General features: G+C 65.3%; 8 protein-coding genes, 1 tRNA gene and 3 rRNA genes. 9 read left to right on the top strand and 3 right to left on the bottom strand.

Annotated features, from left to right (window positions below; all coding sequences use genetic code 11):
- The first annotated feature begins 19 nt into the window (after positions 1 to 19).
- Complete coding sequence (dapB, locus tag QFZ82_RS11900; RefSeq protein ID WP_307713143.1) at positions 20 to 772, top strand: 4-hydroxy-tetrahydrodipicolinate reductase; 753 nt, start codon at positions 20 to 22, stop codon at positions 770 to 772.
- Between the two features lie 12 nt (positions 773 to 784).
- Complete coding sequence (locus QFZ82_RS11895) at positions 785 to 1,237, top strand: tetratricopeptide repeat protein (RefSeq protein WP_177151308.1); 453 nt, start codon at positions 785 to 787, stop codon at positions 1,235 to 1,237.
- A 72-nt stretch (positions 1,238 to 1,309) separates the two neighbouring features.
- Here the strand turns inward: QFZ82_RS11895 and QFZ82_RS11890 are convergent, their stop codons facing one another.
- Positions 1,310 to 1,864: a hypothetical protein gene (locus QFZ82_RS11890; protein WP_307713142.1), complete on the bottom strand. Its 555-nt coding sequence runs from the start codon at positions 1,862 to 1,864 to the stop codon at positions 1,310 to 1,312.
- Between the two features lie 121 nt (positions 1,865 to 1,985).
- Positions 1,986 to 2,222: a hypothetical protein gene (locus QFZ82_RS11885; RefSeq protein WP_307713141.1), complete on the bottom strand. Its 237-nt coding sequence runs from the start codon at positions 2,220 to 2,222 to the stop codon at positions 1,986 to 1,988.
- A 208-nt stretch (positions 2,223 to 2,430) separates the two neighbouring features.
- Here QFZ82_RS11885 and thyX point away from each other — a divergent pair, with 208 nt between their 5' ends.
- The 7 genes from thyX (at position 2,431) to QFZ82_RS11850 (ending at position 12,052) form a co-directional block, all read left to right on the top strand.
- The gene (gene thyX, locus QFZ82_RS11880) at positions 2,431 to 3,171 is read left to right on the top strand and encodes an FAD-dependent thymidylate synthase (protein WP_307713140.1); all 741 of its coding nucleotides are present in this window, start codon (positions 2,431 to 2,433) and stop codon (positions 3,169 to 3,171) included.
- A gap of 200 nt (positions 3,172 to 3,371) precedes the next feature.
- Positions 3,372 to 4,271, top strand: a complete 900-nt coding sequence (gene dapA / locus QFZ82_RS11875) for a 4-hydroxy-tetrahydrodipicolinate synthase (protein ID WP_307713139.1) — start codon at positions 3,372 to 3,374, stop codon at positions 4,269 to 4,271.
- 185 nt (positions 4,272 to 4,456) lie between these two features.
- Entirely contained in the window at positions 4,457 to 6,142 is a 1,686-nt protein-coding gene (locus QFZ82_RS11870) for a ribonuclease J (RefSeq protein ID WP_307713138.1), read from the top strand.
- A gap of 523 nt (positions 6,143 to 6,665) precedes the next feature.
- Positions 6,666 to 8,192, top strand: a 16S ribosomal RNA gene (locus tag QFZ82_RS11865).
- A gap of 289 nt (positions 8,193 to 8,481) precedes the next feature.
- A 23S ribosomal RNA gene (locus QFZ82_RS11860) occupies positions 8,482 to 11,605 on the top strand.
- Between the two features lie 79 nt (positions 11,606 to 11,684).
- A 5S ribosomal RNA gene (rrf, locus tag QFZ82_RS11855) occupies positions 11,685 to 11,801 on the top strand.
- Together the 16S, 23S and 5S rRNA genes with 1 tRNA gene alongside form the textbook arrangement of a ribosomal RNA operon.
- Before the next feature lie 178 nt (positions 11,802 to 11,979).
- Positions 11,980 to 12,052: transfer RNA gene (locus tag QFZ82_RS11850), tRNA-Thr, on the top strand.
- 52 nt (positions 12,053 to 12,104) lie between these two features.
- Here the strand turns inward: QFZ82_RS11850 and QFZ82_RS11845 are convergent.
- Entirely contained in the window at positions 12,105 to 14,759 is a 2,655-nt protein-coding gene (locus QFZ82_RS11845) for a SpoIIE family protein phosphatase (RefSeq protein WP_307713137.1), read from the bottom strand.
- Positions 14,760 to 14,880: the final 121 nt, after the last annotated feature.

The following is a 14,880-nucleotide window of genomic DNA, read 5'->3' as shown; positions in this document are numbered from 1 at the left end:
CCCCTGAAGGAAGAGTGCAATGAGCAAGCTGCGCGTGGCTGTTCTCGGTGCCAAGGGCCGTATCGGCTCCGAGGCCGTACGAGCCGTCGAGGCCGCCGAAGACATGGAGCTGGTCGCGGCCCTCGGCCGCGGTGACACGCTGGAGACCCTCGTGGAATCCGGTGCGCAGGTCGTGGTCGAACTGACCACCCCCGACTCCGTGATGGGCAACCTCGACTTCTGCGTACGCCACGGCATGCACGCGGTCGTCGGCACCACCGGATGGACCGACGACCGCCTCGCGCAGCTGAACACCTGGCTCGCCGCCTCTCCGGAGACCGGCGTGCTCATCGCCCCCAACTTCTCCATCGGCGCGGTGCTCACCATGAAGTTCGCCGAGCAGGCGGCGCGCTTCTTCGAGTCCGTCGAGGTCGTCGAGCTGCACCACCCGAACAAGGCCGACGCCCCGTCCGGCACCGCCACCCGCACCGCCCAGCTGATCGCCGCGGCCCGCGCCGAGGCCGGCTGCGCCCCGCAGCCCGACGCCACCGTCACCGCCCTCGACGGCGCCCGCGGCGCCGATGTCGACGGTGTCCCGGTGCACGCGGTCCGCCTGCGCGGCCTCCTGGCCCACCAGGAGGTGCTGCTCGGCGGCGAGGGCGAGACGCTGACCATCCGGCACGACTCGCTGCACCACAGCAGCTTCATGCCCGGCATCCTGCTCGGCGTCCGCCGCGTGGTGTCCGCCCCCGGCCTCACCTTCGGGCTGGAAAACTTCCTCGACCTGGCCTGACCGGGACATCGGATGCGCGCAAAGATCACGTACTTCGTCACGGCAGCCGTCCTGGTCGTCTACTTCGTCCTGGTCGGCAGCCGGGGCCTGATGCTGATCCGGCAGGGCACCGCGCTCACCGTCACCTTCGGTGTCGCGGTGCTGATCCTGCCGGTGATCGGCCTGTGGTTCCTGTGGAAGAACACCCAGTTCGTCACGAGGGCCAACCAGCTCGCGGCCGAACTGGACGCCGAGGGCGGTCTGCCTGTCGACGAGCTCGTGCGTACGCCGGGCGGCCGTATCGACCGGGACTCCGCCGACGCGGTGTTCGCCCGGCGACGGGCGGAGACGGAGGACTCGCCGGACGACTGGCGCTGCTGGTTCCGGCTCGCCGTCGCGTACCACGACGCGCGCGACACCCCGCGCGCCCGCAAGGCCATGCAGCGCGCGATCGCCCTGCACGACGGCAAGCCCGTCACCGACTGACGGCGCCCGTCACCCCCTGACGCCGGGCGGCTGACGGCCCGGGGCCCCGGGCCGTCAGGCCCCCCGCCGCCGTCAGGCGGTGCGGTACTCGGCGCCCCACGCCTCGATGCTGTCCGCGGCCCGGTCGAAGGCCTCGAGCCGCGACAGGAAGTCGCCGTCGTGATCGGTGAGCAGGGCGAGCTGCGCACCGCCCCGGTGCTCGAGCATCAGCGCCTGCCCCTGCACGGTCCTCGGCATCCCGAGCCAGCGCACCGGCTGCTGCACGGTCCGCAGCGCGGTGGTGCGGTTCCAGGGGACCGTGGTGGTCGAGAAGAACGCCACGCGCCGTATGCCGTGCCGGCTCACCCACGTGCCGATGCGCAGCAGTCGCAGCGCGGCGACGATCACGGCGGGGCCGAGGACCATGCACACGGCGGCCCCGGAGAGCGCGCCCGCGAACGCGATGATCATTCCGGCGATGAGCACGAACGAGGCGAACAGCAGCAGGAGCGCCGCGGCCCCCACCCGCCACGGACCCGGGCGGTAGGGACGCCGCCAGCGGTCGTGGTCGTGGTCGTCGAAGGGCAGCGCGACGTCGTCCGCTTGCACGTCGAAAGCGCGGTCGGCCGTCAGGAAGGGCAGGGGCACGACAGATCCTCACTCACCAGCACACTCGGTTGGGCTGTGCCCGGTGAGGCTATCGAGGCGGTCGGGGGACGACCACCCCCGGGGGCCAAGGGGGTGGTCGTCCCCCGACCGGTCATGCGGGTCAGCGCCCTTCCGATGCCTCGGACTTCTGCGAATGGCTGGGCGCCTGGTCAGATTCGAGCGCGGGCATCCCCAGCAGCAGGGAACCGACGAGACCGCCGACGATGGTGAGCCCGATCATCGCCCGCCCCAGCAGCTGGGACCTGGTCGGCCGCTCCCGAGGCGGGGGAGTGACGTTACTGCGGAAGGCGTCGGCCTCGGCGACGAACGAGAACGGGACGGCCTCTCGCCGGAACATCAGGGACTCTCCTTGAAAACTCGTGGGCTTGCGGGGTGGTGCCGGCTGCTCGTGCAGCCGCTGCTCATACAGACGAGCAACGCGGTCGTTCGGTGCCCGAATTCCCCGAATTGACCAGACGACACCTCCCGCCCGCCGTTTCCGCGACTGTCGGCGGTCCGCCGTAGAGTGGGCGCCGCCCGAGCGATGCAACTGGAAGGACCCGCCGGTGAGCGACACCCCCGCAGAGAACGTCAAGCCCAGCTTCCGCAGCGATGTCACGGTCGAGCTGGTGAAGCACACCGCCGGTGACTCCGACGTGCTGTGGGCCGCCCGCGTCTCCACCGCGGGCGAGCAGTCCCTCGACGAGCTCTCGAAGGACCCCGAGCGCTCCAAGGGCCTCATCAACTACCTGATGAGGGACCGCCACGGCAGCCCCTTCGAGCACAACTCGATGACCTTCTTCATCAGCGCCCCGATCTTCGTCTTCCGCGAGTTCATGCGCCACCGCGTCGGCTGGTCGTACAACGAGGAGTCCGGCCGCTACCGCCGTCTGGAGCCTGTCTTCTACATCCCGGACGAGGAGCGCAAGCTCGTCCAGGAGGGCCGCCCCGGGAAGTACGTGTTCGTCGAGGGCACCCAGGCGCAGCAGGAGCTCACCGGCCGGGTCATGTCGGACGCGTACCTCCACGCGTACGAGGCGTACCAGGAGATGCTCGACGCAGGCGTGGCGCGCGAGGTGGCCCGTTCGGTCCTGCCGGTCGGCCTCTACTCCTCGATGTACGCCACGTGCAATGCCCGCTCGCTCATGCACTTCCTCGGCCTGCGCACCCAGCACGACGACGCGAAGGTCCCGTCCTTCCCGCAGCGTGAGATCGAAATGGTCGGCGAGAAGATGGAGCAGCACTGGGCCAAGCTGATGCCGCTCACGTACGCCGCCTTCAATGCCAACGGGCGCGTCGCCCCCTGACGGCTGCCGCGGGCACAGATGTGCGGTCAGCCCGGCGAAGTGTCCGTATTGCGGCGTTTCGAGAAGTTCATCTAGGCTGATCAAACGGACCCGGCACTGCTTGAACCCCCGAGCAGGCAGTGCCGGGTTCCACATGCCACGTCGTACGTCACGTCCCCCGAGGGGACACCGGGCGCTGAGCAGCGAGTAGCGTGTTACCCATGGCTCCGATCTCCACTCCGCAGACCCCCTTCGGGCGGGTCCTCACCGCCATGGTCACGCCTTTCACGGCGGACGGCGCACTCGACATCGCAGGCGCGCAGCGACTGGCCGCCCACCTGGTGGACGCAGGCAACGACGGCCTGGTCGTCAACGGCACCACCGGCGAGTCGCCCACCACCAGCGACGCGGAGAAAGACCAGCTCGTACGGGCCGTCCTGGAAGCGGTCGGAGACCGTGCCCACGTCGTCGCCGGCATCGGGACGAACGACACCCACCACTCCATCGAGCTCGCCCGCGCCGCCGAGCGCGCCGGCGCACACGGCCTGCTCGCCGTCACGCCGTACTACAACAAGCCTCCCCAGGAGGGCCTGTACCGGCACTTTTCGGCCATCGCCGACGCGACGGAACTGCCGGTCATGCTGTACGACATCCCGGGCCGCAGCGGCGTCCCGATCGACACCGAGACGATCGTCCGCCTCGCCGCGCACCCGCGCATCGTCGCCAACAAGGACGCCAAGGGCGACCTCGGCCGCGCCAGCTGGGCCATCGCCCGCAGCGGCCTCGCCTGGTACTCCGGCGACGACATGCTCAACCTGCCGCTCCTGTCCGTCGGCGCGGTCGGCTTCGTCTCCGTGGTCGGCCATGTCGTCACCCCGGAGCTGCGCGCCCTCCTCGACGCCCACCGCGGCGGCGACGTCGAGAAGGCGACGGAGATCCACCAGAAGCTGCTGCCGGTCTTCACCGGCATGTTCCGTACCCAGGGCGTGATCACCACCAAGGCGGCCCTGGCCCTCCAGGGCCTGCCCGCAGGCCCGCTGCGGCTGCCGCTCGTGGAGCTCTCGCCGGAGGAAACCGCACAGCTCAAGATCGACCTGGCCGCCGGCGGGGTACAGCTCTGAGCACGGACTTCACAACTGAATAGACGCAGTACCGGCCGACGTGATCGATGAGGTCGACACACCCGCGGAATCGGTGAGCCACGACCCCGATCGGACCGGCCGTCACACACACCAGCAAGTGGCATCAATGTCATGTACGCCACGTGCCCAGGCGGGCGCGTGGCGTGCATGGTGAGGAGAGTCTTTTGAGTCATCCGCATCCTGAACTCGGCGCGCCCCCGAAGCTGCCCAAGGGCGGCCTGCGCGTCACGCCCCTCGGCGGTCTCGGCGAGATCGGCCGGAACATGACGGTCTTCGAGTACGACGGCCGACTGCTCATCGTCGACTGCGGCGTCCTCTTCCCCGAGGAGGAGCAGCCCGGGATCGACCTGATCCTTCCGGATTTCACCACCATCCGGGACCGTCTCGACGACGTCGAAGGCATCGTGCTCACGCACGGCCACGAGGACCACATCGGCGGTGTCCCGTACCTGCTCCGGCTTAAGCCGGACATCCCGCTGATCGGCTCCAAGCTGACCCTCGCCCTCATCGAGGCCAAGCTCCAGGAGCACCGCATCCGCCCGTACACGCTCGAGGTGGCCGAGGGCAACCGAGAGCGCATCGGCCCCTTCGACTGCGAGTTCATCGCGGTCAACCACTCCATCCCCGACGCCCTGGCCGTCGCCATCCGCACACCCGCGGGCATGGCCGTGCACACCGGCGACTTCAAGATGGACCAGCTGCCGCTGGACCGTCGGCTCACCGACCTGCACGCCTTCGCGCGGCTCAGCGAGGAGGGCATCGACCTCCTGCTGTCGGACTCGACGAACGCCGAGGTCCCGGGCTTCGTCCCGCCCGAGCGCGACATCTCGAACGTCCTGCGCACGGTCTTCGCGAACGCCCAGAAGCGGATCATCGTCGCCAGCTTCGCGAGCCACGTCCACCGCATCCAGCAGATCCTCGACGCGGCGCACGAATACGGACGCCGGGTCGCCTTCGTCGGACGCTCGATGGTCCGGAACATGGGCATCGCCCGGGACCTGGGCTACCTGCGCGTCCCGGCCGGGCTCGTCGTGGACGTCAAGACGCTCGACGACCTGCCCGACCACGAGGTCGTGCTCGTCTGCACCGGTTCCCAGGGCGAGCCCATGGCGGCGCTGTCCCGGATGGCCAACCGCGACCACCAGATCCGCATCGTCCAGGGCGACACGGTGATCCTGGCGTCGTCGCTCATCCCGGGCAACGAGAACGCGGTCTACCGCGTGATCAACGGCCTGAGCCGCTGGGGCGCGAACGTGGTCCACAAGGGCAACGCCAAGGTCCACGTCTCGGGCCACGCCTCGGCCGGCGAGCTGCTGTACTTCTACAACATCTGCAAGCCGAAGAACCTGATGCCCGTCCACGGGGAGTGGCGCCACCTGCGCGCCAACGCCGAGCTGGGCGCGCTCACGGGTGTCCCGAAGGACCGCATCGTCATCGCCGAGGACGGCGTGGTCGTCGACCTGATCGACGGCAAGGCCAAGATCGTCGGCAAGGTCCAGGCCGGGTACGTGTACGTGGACGGCCTGTCCGTCGGCGACGTCACCGAGCCGGCGCTCAAGGACCGTCGCATCCTCGGCGAAGAGGGCATCATCTCGGTCTTCGTCGTCGTCGACAGCACGACGGGCAAGGTCGTGGGAGGCCCCAACATCCACGCGAGGGGCTCCGGCATCGACGACTCCGTGTTCATCGGCGTCGCGCCGAAGATCGAGGAGGCGATCGCCAAGGCGGCTGCCGACGGTGTCGCCGAGCCGCACCAACTGCAGCAACTGGTCCGCCGATCGGTCGGCAAGTGGGTGTCCGACACCTACCGCCGGCGCCCGATGATCCTGCCCGTCGTCGTCGAGGTCTGACGCCAGGGCACGTCGTCACTCCGGAGCGGGGCCCCCGATTTGCATCGGGGCGCTCCGCTCCAGTACGTTTACATCTCCGCCTGAACGGGACCCCAGCACACTCATGTGCGCATATCGGTGCCCGAAGGGGGCGGGGAATTCCGACTCAGAATCTCTGATAAAGTCGGGTCCGCCGGAAAGGGAAGCGCGAAAGCGAAGAACTGGAAAGCGCCGAGGAAATCGGATCGGAAAGATCTGATAGAGTCGGAAACGCAAGACCGAAGGGAAGCGCCCGAAGGAAAGCCCCAGACGATGTTCTGCGGGTGAGTACAAAGGAAGCGTCCGTTCCTTGAGAACTCAACAGCGTGCCAAAAATCAACGCCAGATATGTTGATACCCCGTCCATCTCCGGATGGTCGAGGTTCCTTTGAAAAAGTCCATCCCGCTTGCGGAATGGCAATCACAGCGAGGACGCTGTGAACGACCGGTCTTATTCCGACCGGTTGTTCCGCTCTCGGATGTGTCACCCGATCACGGGTAAACATTCATGGAGAGTTTGATCCTGGCTCAGGACGAACGCTGGCGGCGTGCTTAACACATGCAAGTCGAACGATGAACCTCCTTCGGGAGGGGATTAGTGGCGAACGGGTGAGTAACACGTGGGCAATCTGCCCTGCACTCTGGGACAAGCCCTGGAAACGGGGTCTAATACCGGATAACACTGCGGATCGCATGGTCTGCGGTTGAAAGCTCCGGCGGTGCAGGATGAGCCCGCGGCCTATCAGCTTGTTGGTGGGGTGATGGCCTACCAAGGCGACGACGGGTAGCCGGCCTGAGAGGGCGACCGGCCACACTGGGACTGAGACACGGCCCAGACTCCTACGGGAGGCAGCAGTGGGGAATATTGCACAATGGGCGAAAGCCTGATGCAGCGACGCCGCGTGAGGGATGACGGCCTTCGGGTTGTAAACCTCTTTCAGCAGGGAAGAAGCGAAAGTGACGGTACCTGCAGAAGAAGCGCCGGCTAACTACGTGCCAGCAGCCGCGGTAATACGTAGGGCGCAAGCGTTGTCCGGAATTATTGGGCGTAAAGAGCTCGTAGGCGGCTTGTCACGTCGGATGTGAAAGCCCGGGGCTTAACCCCGGGTCTGCATTCGATACGGGCAGGCTAGAGTGTGGTAGGGGAGATCGGAATTCCTGGTGTAGCGGTGAAATGCGCAGATATCAGGAGGAACACCGGTGGCGAAGGCGGATCTCTGGGCCATTACTGACGCTGAGGAGCGAAAGCGTGGGGAGCGAACAGGATTAGATACCCTGGTAGTCCACGCCGTAAACGTTGGGAACTAGGTGTTGGCGACATTCCACGTCGTCGGTGCCGCAGCTAACGCATTAAGTTCCCCGCCTGGGGAGTACGGCCGCAAGGCTAAAACTCAAAGGAATTGACGGGGGCCCGCACAAGCAGCGGAGCATGTGGCTTAATTCGACGCAACGCGAAGAACCTTACCAAGGCTTGACATATACCGGAAACGGCCAGAGATGGTCGCCCCCTTGTGGTCGGTATACAGGTGGTGCATGGCTGTCGTCAGCTCGTGTCGTGAGATGTTGGGTTAAGTCCCGCAACGAGCGCAACCCTTGTTCTGTGTTGCCAGCATGCCCTTCGGGGTGATGGGGACTCACAGGAGACTGCCGGGGTCAACTCGGAGGAAGGTGGGGACGACGTCAAGTCATCATGCCCCTTATGTCTTGGGCTGCACACGTGCTACAATGGCCGGTACAAAGAGCTGCGAAGCCGCGAGGCGGAGCGAATCTCAAAAAGCCGGTCTCAGTTCGGATTGGGGTCTGCAACTCGACCCCATGAAGTCGGAGTTGCTAGTAATCGCAGATCAGCATTGCTGCGGTGAATACGTTCCCGGGCCTTGTACACACCGCCCGTCACGTCACGAAAGTCGGTAACACCCGAAGCCGGTGGCCCAACCCCTCGGGGAGGGAGCTGTCGAAGGTGGGACTGGCGATTGGGACGAAGTCGTAACAAGGTAGCCGTACCGGAAGGTGCGGCTGGATCACCTCCTTTCTAAGGAGCACAGCACCGATTGCAGACAAACGTTCTGCACGGTCAGCTCATGGGTGGAACGTTGATTATTCGGCGCACTCGGTCACTGGTGACCGCTAGTACTGCTCCTCGGAGCGTGGAACGCGACCATCCAGGGATCGGCTGTGCCGGGCACGCTGTTGGGTGTCTGAGGGTGCGAGCGTTGCTCGCCCTTCGGGATGCCGGCCCCAGTGAACTCACCCTGTATCGGGGTGGGGTGATGGGTGGCTGGTCGTTGCTTGAGAACTGCACAGTGGACGCGAGCATCTGTGGCCAAGTTTTTAAGGGCGCACGGTGGATGCCTTGGCACCAGGAACCGATGAAGGACGTGGGAGGCCACGATAGTCCCCGGGGAGTCGTCAACCAGGCTTTGATCCGGGGGTTTCCGAATGGGGAAACCCGGCAGTCGTCATGGGCTGTCACCCACTGCTGAACACATAGGCAGTGTGGAGGGAACGAGGGGAAGTGAAACATCTCAGTACCCTCAGGAAGAGAAAACAACCGTGATTCCGGGAGTAGTGGCGAGCGAAACCGGATGAGGCCAAACCGTATGCGTGTGATACCCGGCAGGGGTTGCGCATACGGGGTTGTGGGATTTTCCTTTCACGGTCTGCCGGCCGTGAGACGAGTCAGAAACCGTTGATGTAGGCGAAGGACATGCGAAAGGTCCGGCGTAGAGGGTAAGACCCCCGTAGCTGAAACATCAGCGGCTCGTTTGGAGAACACCCAAGTAGCACGGGGCCCGAGAAATCCCGTGTGAATCTGGCGGGACCACCCGCTAAGCCTAAATATTCCCTGGTGACCGATAGCGGATAGTACCGTGAGGGAATGGTGAAAAGTACCGCGGGAGCGGAGTGAAATAGTACCTGAAACCGTGTGCCTACAAGCCGTGGGAGCGTCGGATGCAAGCTTGCTTGTATCTCGTGACTGCGTGCCTTTTGAAGAATGAGCCTGCGAGTTTGCGGTGTGTTGCGAGGTTAACCCGTGTGGGGAAGCCGTAGCGAAAGCGAGTCCGAACAGGGCGACATAGTAGCGCGCTCAAGACCCGAAGCGGAGTGATCTAGCCATGGGCAGGTTGAAGCGGAGGTAAGACTTCGTGGAGGACCGAACCCACCAGGGTTGAAAACCTGGGGGATGACCTGTGGTTAGGGGTGAAAGGCCAATCAAACTCCGTGATAGCTGGTTCTCCCCGAAATGCATTTAGGTGCAGCGTCGTGTGTTTCTTGCCGGAGGTAGAGCACTGGATAGGCGATGGGCCCTACCGGGTTACTGACCTTAGCCAAACTCCGAATGCCGGTAAGTGAGAGCGCGGCAGTGAGACTGTGGGGGATAAGCTCCATGGTCGAGAGGGAAACAGCCCAGAGCATCGACTAAGGCCCCTAAGCGTACGCTAAGTGGGAAAGGATGTGGAGTCGCAGAGACAACCAGGAGGTTGGCTTAGAAGCAGCCACCCTTGAAAGAGTGCGTAATAGCTCACTGGTCAAGTGATTCCGCGCCGACAATGTAGCGGGGCTCAAGCGTACCGCCGAAGTCGTGTCATTGCAGTACATACCCCCAACGGGGACTGTGATGGGTAGGGGAGCGTCGTGTGCCGGGTGAAGCAGCCGCGGAAGCGAGTTGTGGACGGTTCACGAGTGAGAATGCAGGCATGAGTAGCGATACACACGTGAGAAACGTGTGCGCCGATTGACTAAGGGTTCCTGGGTCAAGCTGATCTGCCCAGGGTAAGTCGGGACCTAAGGCGAGGCCGACAGGCGTAGTCGATGGACAACCGGTTGATATTCCGGTACCCGCTTTGAAACGCCCAGTACTGAACCCGTTAATGCTAAGGCCGTGAAGCCGCCGGCTGAGTCTTCGGACGAGGTCGGAGTGGTGGAGCCGCTGACCCAAGGCGGTAGTAGGTAAGTGATGGGGTGACGCAGGAAGGTAGTCCAGCCCGGGCGGTGGTTGTCCCGGGGTAAGGGTGTAGGCCGTTGTGTAGGCAAATCCGCACAACATTAAGGCTGAGACCTGATGCCGAGCCGATTGTGGTGAAGTGGATGATCCTATGCTGTCGAGAAAAGCCTCTAGCGAGTTTCATGGCGGCCCGTACCCTAAACCGACTCAGGTGGTCAGGTAGAGAATACCGAGGCGTTCGGGTGAACTATGGTTAAGGAACTCGGCAAAATGCCCCCGTAACTTCGGGAGAAGGGGGGCCATCACCGGTGATCCGATTTACTCGGTGAGCTGGGGGTGGCCGCAGAGACCAGCGAGAAGCGACTGTTTACTAAAAACACAGGTCCGTGCGAAGCCGTAAGGCGATGTATACGGACTGACGCCTGCCCGGTGCTGGAACGTTAAGGGGACCGGTTAGCTGACTTTCGGGTCGGCGAAGCTGAGAACTTAAGCGCCAGTAAACGGCGGTGGTAACTATAACCATCCTAAGGTAGCGAAATTCCTTGTCGGGTAAGTTCCGACCTGCACGAATGGCGTAACGACTTCTCGACTGTCTCAACCATAGGCCCGGTGAAATTGCACTACGAGTAAAGATGCTCGTTTCGCGCAGCAGGACGGAAAGACCCCGGGACCTTTACTACAGTTTGATATTGGTGTTCGGTTCGGCTTGTGTAGGATAGGTGGGAGACTGTGAAGCTTGGACGCCAGTTCAGGTGGAGTCGTCGTTGAAATACCACTCTGGTCGTGCTGGATGTCTAACCTGGGTCCGTGATCCGGATCAGGGACAGTGTCTGATGGGTAGTTTAACTGGGGCGGTTGCCTCCCAAAGGGTAACGGAGGCGCCCAAAGGTTCCCTCAGCCTGGTTGGCAATCAGGTGTTGAGTGTAAGTGCACAAGGGAGCTTGACTGTGAGACCGACGGGTCGAGCAGGGACGAAAGTCGGGACTAGTGATCCGGCGGTGGCTTGTGGAAGCGCCGTCGCTCAACGGATAAAAGGTACCCCGGGGATAACAGGCTGATCTTCCCCAAGAGTCCATATCGACGGGATGGTTTGGCACCTCGATGTCGGCTCGTCGCATCCTGGGGCTGGAGTCGGTCCCAAGGGTTGGGCTGTTCGCCCATTAAAGCGGTACGCGAGCTGGGTTTAGAACGTCGTGAGACAGTTCGGTCCCTATCCGCTGTGCGCGTAGGAGTCTTGAGAAGGGCTGTCCCTAGTACGAGAGGACCGGGACGGACGAACCTCTGGTGTGCCAGTTGTCCTGCCAAGGGCATGGCTGGTTGGCTACGTTCGGAAAGGATAACCGCTGAAAGCATCTAAGCGGGAAGCCTGCTTCGAGATGAGGACTCCCACCTCCTTGAGAGGGTAAGGCTCCCAGTAGACGACTGGGTTGATAGGCCGGATATGGAAGCCAGGTAACTGGTGGAGTTGACCGGTACTAATAGGCCGAGGGCTTGTCCTCAGTTGCTCGCGTCCACTGTGTTAGTTCTGAAGTAACGAACTCGCCTTGCCGGCTGGTAGTTCGGACATCTTCATAGAGTTTCGGTGGTCATTGCGTTAGGGAAACGCCCGGTTACATTCCGAACCCGGAAGCTAAGCCTTTCAGCGCCGATGGTACTGCAGGGGGGACCCTGTGGGAGAGTAGGACGCCGCCGAACAATCATTGAGCCTCAACCCCCGGATACAGTCCGGGGGTTGAGGCTTTTCTGCGTTCCGCTGCTGCCCTGGCGTCCCGCTCGCCGGCTCGGCACGAAGGCGCTCACACGTTTTGGAAACGCCCGTACGGATGGGCTATGCTTCATCTCGTTGCCGCGGGGAACACCCCGAAAGCAACAGGCCCCTATAGCTCAGTCGGCAGAGCGTCTCCATGGTAAGGAGAAGGTCAACGGTTCGATTCCGTTTGGGGGCTCCGCAATCAAGAAGGCCCCCCGCCATCACGGCGGGGGGCCTTCCGCGTTCGGTCAGTCCTGGTGCGGTTCGTGGACGCGCATCGCCAGGATCGCCATGTCGTCCGATGCCGGTTCCGCGGCGAAGCGTTCGACCGCCCTGAGCACGCGGGCCGCCACCGCCCCCGCCGTCAGGCCCGTGCACGTGGTGAAGACGTCGGAGAGGCCGTCGTCGCCCAGCATGCGCGTGCCCTCGCGGCGCTCGGTCACACCGTCCGTGACGCACAGCAGGACATCGCCCGGATCCAAGGTCACGACCTGCTCGTACAGCTCCAGGTCGTCCATCACGCCGAGCAGCGGCTGAGGGTCGGCCGCCGGCTCCACGGTGCCGTCCTGGCGCAGGCGCAGCGGCAGCGGGTGGCCGGCACACACGACCTTGAGGACGGCGCTGCCGTCCTCCTGCGGCCACAACTCCCCGTACAACAGCGTGAGGAATCGGCTGCGGGCGCCCTCGTCGAGGATGGCGGCGTTGAGCCGCTCCAGCACCGCGGGGCCGCCGAAGCCCTCACGGGCCAGCAGCCGCAGGGCGTGGCGTGCGAGGCCGGTGACGGCCGCGGCCTCCGGGCCCGTGCCGCAGACGTCGCCGATGGCGAAGCCGTAGACGCCGTCGCGGATAGGGAAGAGGTCGTAGAAATCACCGCCCACCTCGTTGCCCTCGCCGGCGGCGCGGTAGATGACCTCGACCTCGACGCCCGGAATCTGCGGCAGTTCGGGCGGCAGCAGACTGCGCTGCAGGGACTGGCTGATCGCCATGCGCTCGGAGTAGAGGCGGGCGTTGTCGAGGGCGAGAGCGGCCCGGCGTGAGAGGTCCTCGGCGAGTTCCAGGATCTCCTGGCGGAAGTGGTCGTCGGACGGCTTGCCGAGCGTGAGCATGCCGATGACGCGGTTCCTCGCGACGAGCGGGAGAACGACGGTCTCGCCGCCGACGGCCGCGGCCGTCGCCAGCGTCGTGCCGATGCCGGAGGAGACCGGCGGAGAGGAACCGAGGCCCAGTTCGCGCTTGGAGGCGAGCAGAGCGGCGCGCTGTGCGGTCTCTGCCGGCGCGTTCCACACGCGGGCGCCCGGTGTCGGTACGGGGTCCGGGGGATCGATCCTGGACAGGAGGGCCTTGAGACCGTCGATGCGGTCCTCGTCCTCGTGGAGCACATAGCTGAGGTACGGCTCCGACGACTGGTCGGCGATCGTGTAGACCGCGCACCAGGTGGCGAGGGTGGGGACCGTCATCTGGGCCATCAGGGCCAGGGTCTGGTCGCGGTCCAGAGTGCCGGCGAGCAGGTCGGACGCCTCGACGAGGAAGGACAGGGAGCCGCGTCGCAGCCGTTCCAGTTCGCCGAGGCGGGCCGACTCGACGGCCAGGGCGATGCGGTCGGCGGCGAACTGCAGCCGCAGCGCCTCCTCGTTGGTGTAGCGGCCCGCGGATTCGGCGGCGACGCCGAGGGAGCCGGTGAGCCGGCCCTCGACCTTGAGCGGGACGGTGACGACCGAGCGCATGCCGGTGGAGTTGAGGAGAGGTACGGCGCCGGGAACGGCGGTGAGGTCCTCGTGGACGGCGGGCATGCGCGCCGAGCCGTAGCGGCCCGTGCCGGCCTCGACCGGGACGCGGGCGAAGCGCTGGCGTGCCGAAGGGAGTCCGGTGGTGGCGCGTACTTCCAGCTCGGTCTCGTCGTCGGTGGCGAGGAGCAGGAAGGCGGCGTCGCCGTCGAGCATGTCCCGGGCTCGTTCGACGGTGCGCTGGAGCAGGCCGTCGAGATCGTCCGGGGCGGGCGAGCCGATGAAGACCTCGAACGGGTCGGTCGCGCGGTTCTCGGAGCCATGGTCGGAGCCCGGAGTGCGGTGAGGGGTCTGCAGAATGGCTCGCTCGTCGTCGCGTACGAGGAGACAGACCGTGGACGGCTCACCCTTCGTGTCGCGTACCCGCAGGTGGGAGGCGTAAACGGGAACGACGCGGCCGTCCGTTCCGCGGATGCCGTAACTGCCTTCCCAGCGGGAGAGTCGCAGTGCCTCGGCGATGCCGGTGCCGATGCCGGGGGTGTGCGGCCAGGCGGCGAAGTCGGTGAGCGGTTTGCCGATGACCTGTTCCGACGGGTAGCCGAAGAGGCGCTCGGCGTCCTCGTTCCATACGACGATAGACCCGCTGCGGTCGATCTGGGTCACGGCCACGCGCACCCGTTCGTCCGCGACCGGGAGCACGGCCGTGGGGAGGGCGGGGCCGGCGGACCGCGTGCCCACCATGCGCTGCGGCAGGTCGAGTTGGAACCAGACTCGTTTGTGGGTGGGCGTGTACTCGACCCCCCATCGGGAGGCGAGTGCCGCGCACAGCAGCAGGCCGCGGCCGTTCTCCCGGTCGGGGCTGCCGAAGTGACGGCCGCTGCCCTGGATCGGGATCTCGCGTTCCGGGTAGCGGTCGGCGACCTCGATCCGGACGCCGTCCTCGCTGCGCAGGCACAGGACGTCGGCCGAGGTGCCCGCGTGGACGACGGCGTTGGTGACGAGCTCACTGGTGAGGACCACGGCGTCGTCGACGACGTCCGAGTACCCCCAGCCCTGGAGGGTGTCGCGAACAAAGGCACGGGCGGTCGCGACGGACCGCCCGACGGGGTCGAAGCTGGCGGCCGCCCGCGCGGTGATCACAGAACTCCTCGTACGCGTCTCGACGCCCGGCTCTGCCATGATCGGCTTGCCCCTCCCCGTGCCCGGTGGTCGTAGATGCACCGCACCGCCCCCGCCGGGCGGACCGGGGCGGTTGGACAGCCGGATGCCAGGTTACTTACCTTCGCTGTCCGAGCGGATG

Source organism: Streptomyces sp. V4I23 (assembly GCF_030817975.1).
GTDB lineage: Bacteria > Actinomycetota > Actinomycetes > Streptomycetales > Streptomycetaceae > Streptomyces.
This window is presented reverse-complemented; position numbering and strand designations above follow the sequence as displayed.